The organism is Vibrio sp. OPT46, from assembly GCF_015163535.1.
Lineage (GTDB): Bacteria > Pseudomonadota > Gammaproteobacteria > Enterobacterales > Vibrionaceae > Vibrio > Vibrio alginolyticus.
The window spans coordinates 45,356-45,909 of sequence record NZ_JADDYG010000029.1; the positions used below are offsets into that span (position 1 = coordinate 45,356).

Below are 554 nucleotides of genomic sequence, written 5' to 3' on the forward strand. Positions count from 1 at the left end.
GCCCAAGTTTTCATAGTTTCCCGAGATATTCCGTGAACGTACAAAGATATGTCATTGCAGGAGGTGCTTCCCTTGCCATCCATGCCGCACTTCTTTTTGTTTCTCAAGAGACAAAGGTGTTCGCGATGCCGGCTGGAAACCCAGCAAGTTCGGTAAGTCTAAATCTTGTGTCTGCTCCTCCCGCTGTCGAAAAATCTACACCAGAAAATGTAGCGCCATCAAAAGAGCAGCAGCCTCAAGACCAACCTGAACCAGAAAAGAAAATTGTAAAAAAACAGGTCGTCAAGAAAGACGCTGTTAAGAAGAAGGTAGTAGAGAAAAAACCTGAACCGGTTAAACAATCTAAACCTAAAGCGGTCGAGCCCACCAAAACCGTAACAAAGCAAAAGGTTCAGCCCGAAGCGAAACCAAAGAAAAAAACGGAACCAGTGAAGAAAGAGACGGTAGCTCAACAATCCGCACCTGCGAGCCAATCCAAAGGGGCAACGTCTCAGCCTGTCTTGGTCGACAAACCAACGTTTGTGAGTCAACCAACACAACCCCGTTACCCAAGA

General features: G+C 46.6%; 1 protein-coding gene. It reads left to right on the top strand.

What is annotated here, in order from left to right:
* Positions 1–32 precede the first annotated feature (32 nt).
* Positions 33–554: energy transducer TonB (locus tag IQR33_RS32105; protein WP_322631746.1), on the top strand; the 522-nt coding region annotated here is incomplete at its 3' end.